The 7,014-nt window shown below is 66.6% G+C and carries 5 protein-coding genes; 1 reads left to right on the top strand and 4 read right to left on the bottom strand.

Features of this window, described 5'->3' with window-relative positions; genetic code table 11:
* Positions 1–605 precede the first annotated feature (605 nt).
* From E2493_RS20780 to E2493_RS21510, 4 genes are all read right to left on the bottom strand, one after another.
* Positions 606–1,874: a glycoside hydrolase family 27 protein gene (locus tag E2493_RS20780; RefSeq protein ID WP_225421632.1), complete on the bottom strand. Its 1,269-nt coding sequence runs from the start codon at positions 1,872–1,874 to the stop codon at positions 606–608.
* A 655-nt stretch (positions 1,875–2,529) separates the two neighbouring features.
* Positions 2,530–3,258 (bottom strand): hypothetical protein, encoded by a 729-nt coding sequence (locus E2493_RS20785; RefSeq protein WP_135090672.1) that lies wholly within the window; start codon positions 3,256–3,258, stop codon positions 2,530–2,532.
* Between the two features lie 80 nt (positions 3,259–3,338).
* Positions 3,339–3,611, bottom strand: coding sequence for a hypothetical protein (locus tag E2493_RS20790; RefSeq protein ID WP_135090674.1), 273 nt, complete (start codon positions 3,609–3,611; stop codon positions 3,339–3,341).
* Positions 3,608–3,784 carry a hypothetical protein gene (locus E2493_RS21510; protein ID WP_167737679.1) on the bottom strand — a complete coding sequence of 59 codons (177 nt, stop codon included), beginning with the start codon at positions 3,782–3,784 and terminating at the stop codon, positions 3,608–3,610. Before E2493_RS21510 ends, E2493_RS20790 begins: the two co-directional genes overlap by 4 nt.
* 936 nt (positions 3,785–4,720) lie before the next feature.
* Here E2493_RS21510 and E2493_RS22015 point away from each other — a divergent pair.
* Positions 4,721–4,966: a hypothetical protein gene (locus E2493_RS22015; RefSeq protein WP_135090676.1), complete on the top strand. Its 246-nt coding sequence runs from the start codon at positions 4,721–4,723 to the stop codon at positions 4,964–4,966.
* Positions 4,967–7,014 lie beyond the last annotated feature (2,048 nt).

Genomic DNA, 7,014 nt, shown 5'->3' on the forward strand with positions numbered 1-7,014 from the left:
CAGCGCTTCGACCGGCTCGATCTCGACCATGACGGCGTCATCACCGCCGCCGAGCAGGCGCAGCTTCGCGCCCGGCGCGCGCCCCGCGGCGAATGAGGCGACGGCGGCGGGCCGCCGCCCGCCGCCGCTCACCCCGGTCAGGCGGCCGAGCGCCGGAGCAGCTGCGGCCCGCTGACCCTGTCTCCCAGCCGATCCTGCCCCGGCCCGCCCCCCTCCCTTGCGGGGGAATGAAGAGGCGTTGCGACCTCGGCGGCCGGCCACCGTAAATACGGTGCGAATACGGCGGATCGCGGCCCGCGCACGGATCCTTTTGTCGCGGTTGCAATGCCTTGGATCATAACGCTCCAAAACGCTTACGGTAGCATCGGACAAGCCATTGGCCTGCCTATCCAAAGCGCACGGCCCTTCATGCACGCCACCCCCGTCCAATCCTGCGCAGGTGCGCAGTGCCCCGCGCGGCGCAGCGATGCAGGGGGGAGATGGCGACCTGCGCATCCCTCAAGGCGGAGGGCTCGAGCGCGACGGCGGCGGCACCGGTCGATCGATGCGGCGCGTCGCCGCACCTCGCCCTCCTGTAAACAACAGGAGAATCTACAGGCTCCAGTTCAGCGCCGCGGGTCCGAGACGACGGAGGCCCGGGCGTCGAGGCGGAGCATGACGACGCCGTGCGGCTCGACCTCGGCTTCGAAGCGGCCTTTCCAGGCGCCCAGATCGCGATGGGCCCAGAGGTCCCGGACCTTCAGGCGGACCCCGGCGGGATAAGCGAGCGCCTCGTTCGTGACCGAGATCCGCGCCGGTGTCTCGCCCCGGTTGAACAGCAGGACCGCGCGTCCGCCGCCGGCGAGCGGCTTCACCCAGACCTCGCGATCCCCCTCCCTGGCGACGCGGCGCCCCTGCACGCCGAGCCGGTCCTGGTCGACCGCGATCACGTCCTTGTTGAGCAGGATCGCGCGCGTCTCCGCGTCCATGCTGGCGACGTCGTTGCCGGCCATGAGAGGCGCCGCCATCATCGCCCAGAGCGAGAAATGGGCGCGGTTCTCGACCGGGGTCAGGCCCGGGTTGCCGACCTCGAGCATGTCCGGATCGTTCCAATGGCCGGGGCCGGCATGCGGCCAGAGCGGCTCGTTCATGTCGACGATGTTGAGAAGGCCCCAGGAATAGCCGTGCTTGCCGGCCCATTTGTCGGTGATGTCGCCGGTCGTCCGCCACAAATTGCCGATCCGGCTCGCCCAGAGCCAGGGCCGGTTGTTGCCCCATTCGCAGATCGAGAAGACGATGTCGCGGCCGGTCGCGCGCAGCGCATCGGCCATCAGGGCATAGGCCTCCTCGGCATTGCGGGTGCCGGTGCTGCACCAATCGTACTTCAGATAGTCGACGCCCCAGCGGGCGTAGGTGATCGCGTCCTGATATTCGTGGCCCTGGCTGCCCGGGCGGCCGCCGCAGGTCTTGCGGCCGGCATCCGAATAGAGGCCGAACTTCAGGCCTTTCGAATGGACATAGTCGGCGAGCGCCTTGATGCCGGACGGGAAGCGCTGCGAATCGGCGGTGATGAAGCCATCGGCGTCGCGCGCGCCATGCCAGCAATCGTCAATGACGACATAGGTATAGCCGGCGTCCTTCATCCCCGAAGAGACCAGCTCGTCGGCGGTCTTGCGGATCAGGCGCTCGTCGATGTCGCAGGCGAAGCGGTTCCAGCTGTTCCAGCCCATCGGCGGCGTCAGCGCCAGTCCGTTGGCAGTCCGGCCCGGATCCTGCGACGGCGCGAGCGTGTTGGGATCGGGCGCCGGGATCGCGTCCTGCGCAGCGAGCGGCGCCGCCGCCAGGCAGAGGGAAACGAGTGCCAGGAATGCCCGCGAGCCGCCGCGCAAGATCATCGAACTCCCCCCTCGTCCCTCGTCGCGGCGTGCTAGCACGGCCCGCCGGGGCTGCAAACGGCGCCGCGTCTTCCGCTTTCCCGAGCGGCCCGCGCGGCTGCGCGGCACGCGGCCGCCGCCGCTTCCGCGGTCGTCGAGGCGATGCGATCCCGCGCGCGCGGACAGGCGCCGCCGGAGCCGCCCTCCCTCCCCCGGCCGCGATACGAACCCGGACGGGGCTTGCGGCAAAACCAGGGAAAATACAGGCCGGCTCCACGGCCAGGTCAAGTCTTTCAAGGACCTGGCTGCCTCCCCTCAGATCCGGAACAGAGACTTTCAGCGCAGGAGGTGCGCGATAACAGCGCGGAACGGGCGCGGCCGACGCCCGCGACCCGGAAGCCGGGAACCGCGCCGCCGCTGCTGCAGTGCACCACCGTAAATCGACCGTTGTTTACGGTCGAACCCGGCATTTCCTTGTGCAGCGCAGCACCGAATGGGCCGGGTCCGTCACGGCCGCGCCCGGCGTCACCGGGGGCAGCGATCATGTGGCTGACGACTGGCCTGGAAAGAACGGCTTCGGCCGCAATGGCGCAGGCGCCCCGGAACCATCGGGAGCGCGGAACATATCATGAACAGCACAACGCGTCAAGGCGTGCTGCCGTGCCTGCCTCTCCGCTCAATCGTCGCCGTCGCCCGGATCCCAGAACAGGGCCAGCGCCAGGCTGCCGAGCAGGGTCGCCTCGCGAAGCGCCGGATCGTCCGGCAGGGCGAGGCGCTTGCGACTGCCGTTGAGATCGACCGCGCCGACCGCCCGGCCCTCGGCCTCGAACCTGTAGCCGACCGGCGTGCTGGTCGGCAGCATGGTGCCGTCGAGATGATGGACCGAGGCGAAGGCGAGCCGCGCGTCGCCGATACGGACGTGGCCTGCCCTCTCCTGCCGCACGCTCAGGCCAGGCCGGGCGACCTCGTCCAGCACGAGCTCGCCGATCACCTCGCCGTCGCGGGCAAACTCGCAGCGATAGGCGAGCGGGACGAGGCGCGTGCTCGTCGTCACCCGCACCTCGCCGATCCGGCCGCGCGTCCGGCGGCTCAGGGCGTCGAACCCGCAGCGGCCCGAAAGCGCCCCGGCGACACCCGGCCCCGACAGGTCGAAGCGGCTGCCGCCGAAATGCGCGACCTCGCCGCCGGCGTGGTCGCTGCTCGACAGGATCCGGTAACGCCCTTCCGCCCCGGTCTCGCCGATCCGGAACCGGCCCTTGTGCCAGCCCGAGAGGCCGGTGACATCAACCCGCTCGCCCGCGCCTGCGATCTCCTCGAAGCCGCGCATCCGCTCCGCGCAGAGCGCCGGCCCCGCAGCGGCGGCGGCCAGAGCCAGCGCGGCGAGCACCCGCACATCCTTCCTCATGTCCCCGTCCTCCCTGCGCGGCATCCGAGCAGCGCCAGGCTTTCGGCCGCCTGAACGCGGACCGGCGTGCGCCGGGCTGCTCAGGGTCGCATCCGCCGGCGCCAGGCCCAGGCGCCGAGCCGCGCCACGCCCTCGGCAAGCAGCGCCGTGGCAAGACCCGCGACCGCCGCGGCGATGCTGACCAGCACCGCCAGGACGGCGAACGCCTCCCAGCCGGCTCCGCCCGGCGCCGCGTCGCCCTCGATCGCGCAGCAGCGGATCGACGAGACGACGAAGGCGAACAGCAGCCCCGCCCCCTCGAGCAGCGCGAACACGATCGTCCCGCAAATCCGCGCCCCGCGGCGCAAGGTCACAGCCCGATCTCGTCGGGGCGATAGCTGCGGCCGCCGTACCAGCGGCGATAGCGGCCGTCGGGCTGAAGGTAATAGCGCCTGCCGTTGGAGCGGATCGGAGTGCCCAGGGCGGCCAGGCTGCGCCAGGCGCCGAGCGCGAGGCCGAGCAGGCCGATCAAGCGCAGCCATGTCATGCTGGTCCCCTCCCCTTCCGCGCGGGCCGACCGGCTCCGGCTCGGCGACGACGTTTGTCGCAGGAAATGCGCGGCGCGTGCCTGCGCCAAGCCCCGTACGTCGAGAGGGCTCCGTCCCGCGATGAAGGGACGAGGGACGGGCCCAGCGGGGTTCCAACAACGGCCTCTCGCGGCTGCAGAGCTTCGTCCCGCACGCCGATCGCGTGCAACAACGGGGCTGCCCCATGACGATGCGCTTCGTCCGACCCCGTGCCGTCCGCGGGCGATCCGCGTTCGCCACCGGCCCGGAGCCGACATGGGGGACACGATGACCTGGAACGCCCTCGTCCCGGCGGCTCTGCTCGCGGGATGACCCGTCGCCGCGCCGGTGGCCGCGCCGAGCGCGCGCGACGCAGCCAGCACGCGATGGTGGATCCGGCACGGCTGCGGGGCACACGGTTCCGGGCGTGATCGTACGATCCGGGAACCGGCATCGGGCGACCGATCGGCATCTTCTCCGGCAAGACGCTGGACGTCATCTCTCCCGCCAAGGGCCCGGACCGGGTGCTCGTCGTCGACGATGCCGCGGCCGGGTTCGCGCCGTCCCGCCATGCGCCAATCTGCAGCAAAGGCGAGATGCCCGAGGCCCGGCGGCACGCCACGCGCTTCGGGTCCGGCGAGCGAAGGCGGCTTCGCGCCGAAACGCGACGTCCCGCCACGAGTGATGTCCGCGAAAGCAGAGGTAGCGGATCCCGGCAGACGTCCGATCTTGACCGCAGCTTCGGACACTCGGGTATGGCCTCGCGATCGTCTGCCAGGGGCGCCGGGACCAGAGGTTCCGCAGGCCCTGACGGAATGGCAGCCAACAGCGGACGAGCGACTGGGCTCCGCAAGGTTGCTAGCTATTACGTCAAGCGACCCATTGCCGCCGTTCCGGCAGAACCGTAACCTCAAGGCGTGACCGCACTCGAGTATATCTGGACAGCGATTCTCGTCGCCGCTTGGCTGGGTGTGTCAACACTGATGATAAGAACTGCCTGGTCGGGCAAATTTTGGTTTGGCCGTAAGAATGCGGGCGGACGAAGATGGCCGCCACTGCGAGCAGAGTCCCCGGTTCGCTTCTGGGGTCTGTGGGCCGCGCTGTCCTGGCCCTTCCTGATGTTGCCGCTGCTGATCGGCATCGGGCTGGTCGCGCCTCGGTGAAAGGCCAATGACTGGTTTCCACCCACTCCAGTCGATCGATCAGCGCGAGGCTGATCGGCCGATCCGCATTCGGAAGCCGACGTTCGCTAGCGCTGGTGGCGATCGTCCTACTCCGACCCATTGCAGACGTTTGACCAGACTGCGAAGGTCGTTTTGACAGTCTGACCCACCGGAGACTCCCGTGAAGGTATATCTTGCAGTTAGAAGATGGGTCGACAATTGCTGGGTCGAAAGTTTCGGATATAAATCGCTTGTCGCCGTGGCGATGCTTCCGTTTCTCCTAGTTCCTGTCCTCGGTAGGTGGTGGTTCATCCCAGCCGGGGGAATTGCAGTTCTTTGGACAGTGTTCGTCGGCTGGCGGAGGTCACGGGTAGCGCGCGCCAACGACGCGCAGTATGATCGCAAAACGAAATGGATGCTGTCAGAAGAATATCATTCGACTGAGAGCGCTATGAAGGCTCAATTCAAGCGGAAGCGCGGGAAGCGCTAGCAGGGCAGCACCGTTGGGTGTCCGCCTTCCACCCACTCCAGTCGATCGATCAGCGCGAGGCTGATCGGCCGATCCGCATTCGGAAGCCGACGTTCGCTAGCGCTGGTGGCGATCGTCCTACTCCGACCCATTGCAGACGTTTGACCAGACTGCGAAGGTCGTTTTGACAGTCTGACCCACCGGAGACTCCCGTGAAGGTATATCTTGCAGTTAGAAGATGGGTCGACAATTGCTGGGTCGAAAGTTTCGGATATAAATCGCTTGTCGCCGTGGCGATGCTTCCGTTTCTCCTAGTTCCTGTCCTCGGTAGGTGGTGGTTCATCCCAGCCGGGGGAATTGCAGTTCTTTGGACAGTGTTCGTCGGCTGGCGGAGGTCACGGGTAGCGCGCGCCAACGACGCGCAGTATGATCGCAAAACGAAATGGATGCTGTCAGAAGAATATCATTCGACTGAGAGCGCTATGAAGGCTCAATTCAAGCGGAAGCGCGGGAAGCGCTAGCAGGGCAGCACCGTTGGGTGTCCGCCTTCCACCCACTCCAGTCGATCGATCAGCGCGAGGCTGATCGGCCGATCCGCATTCGGAAGCCGACGTTCGCTAGCGCTGGTGGCGATCGTCCTACTCCGACCCATTGCAGACGTTTGACCAGACTGCGAAGGTCGTTTTGACAGTCTGACCCACCGGAGACTCCCGTGAAGGTATATCTTGCAGTTAGAAGATGGGTCGACAATTGCTGGGTCGAAAGTTTCGGATATAAATCGCTTGTCGCCGTGGCGATGCTTCCGTTTCTCCTAGTTCCTGTCCTCGGTAGGTGGTGGTTCATCCCAGCCGGGGGAATTGCAGTTCTTTGGACAGTGTTCGTCGGCTGGCGGAGGTCACGGGTAGCGCGCGCCAACGACGCGCAGTATGATCGCAAAACGAAATGGATGCTGTCAGAAGAATATCATTCGACTGAGAGCGCTATGAAGGCTCAATTCAAGCGGAAGCGCGGGAAGCGCTAGCAGGGCAGCACCGTTGGGTGTCCGCCTTCCACCCACTCCAGTCGATCGATCAGCGCGAGGCTGATCGGCCGATCCGCATTCGGAAGCCGACGTTCGCTAGCGCTGGTGGCGATCGTCCTACTCCGACCCATTGCAGACGTTTGACCAGACTGCGAAGGTCGTTTTGACAGTCTGACCCACCGGAGACTCCCGTGAAGGTATATCTTGCAGTTAGAAGATGGGTCGACAATTGCTGGGTCGAAAGTTTCGGATATAAATCGCTTGTCGCCGTGGCGATGCTTCCGTTTCTCCTAGTTCCTGTCCTCGGTAGGTGGTGGTTCATCCCAGCCGGGGGAATTGCAGTTCTTTGGACAGTGTTCGTCGGCTGGCGGAGGTCACGGGTAGCGCGCGCCAACGACGCGCAGTATGATCGCAAAACGAAATGGATGCTGTCAGAAGAATATCATTCGACTGAGAGCGCTATGAAGGCTCAATTCAAGCGGAAGCGCGGGAAGCGCTAGCAGGGCAGCACCGTTGGGTGTCCGCCTTCCACCCACTCCAGTCGATCGATCAGCGCGA

Source organism: Sphingomonas parva (ex Maeng et al. 2020) (genome assembly GCF_004564275.1).
Classification (GTDB): Bacteria; Pseudomonadota; Alphaproteobacteria; order Sphingomonadales; family Sphingomonadaceae; genus Allosphingosinicella; species Allosphingosinicella parva.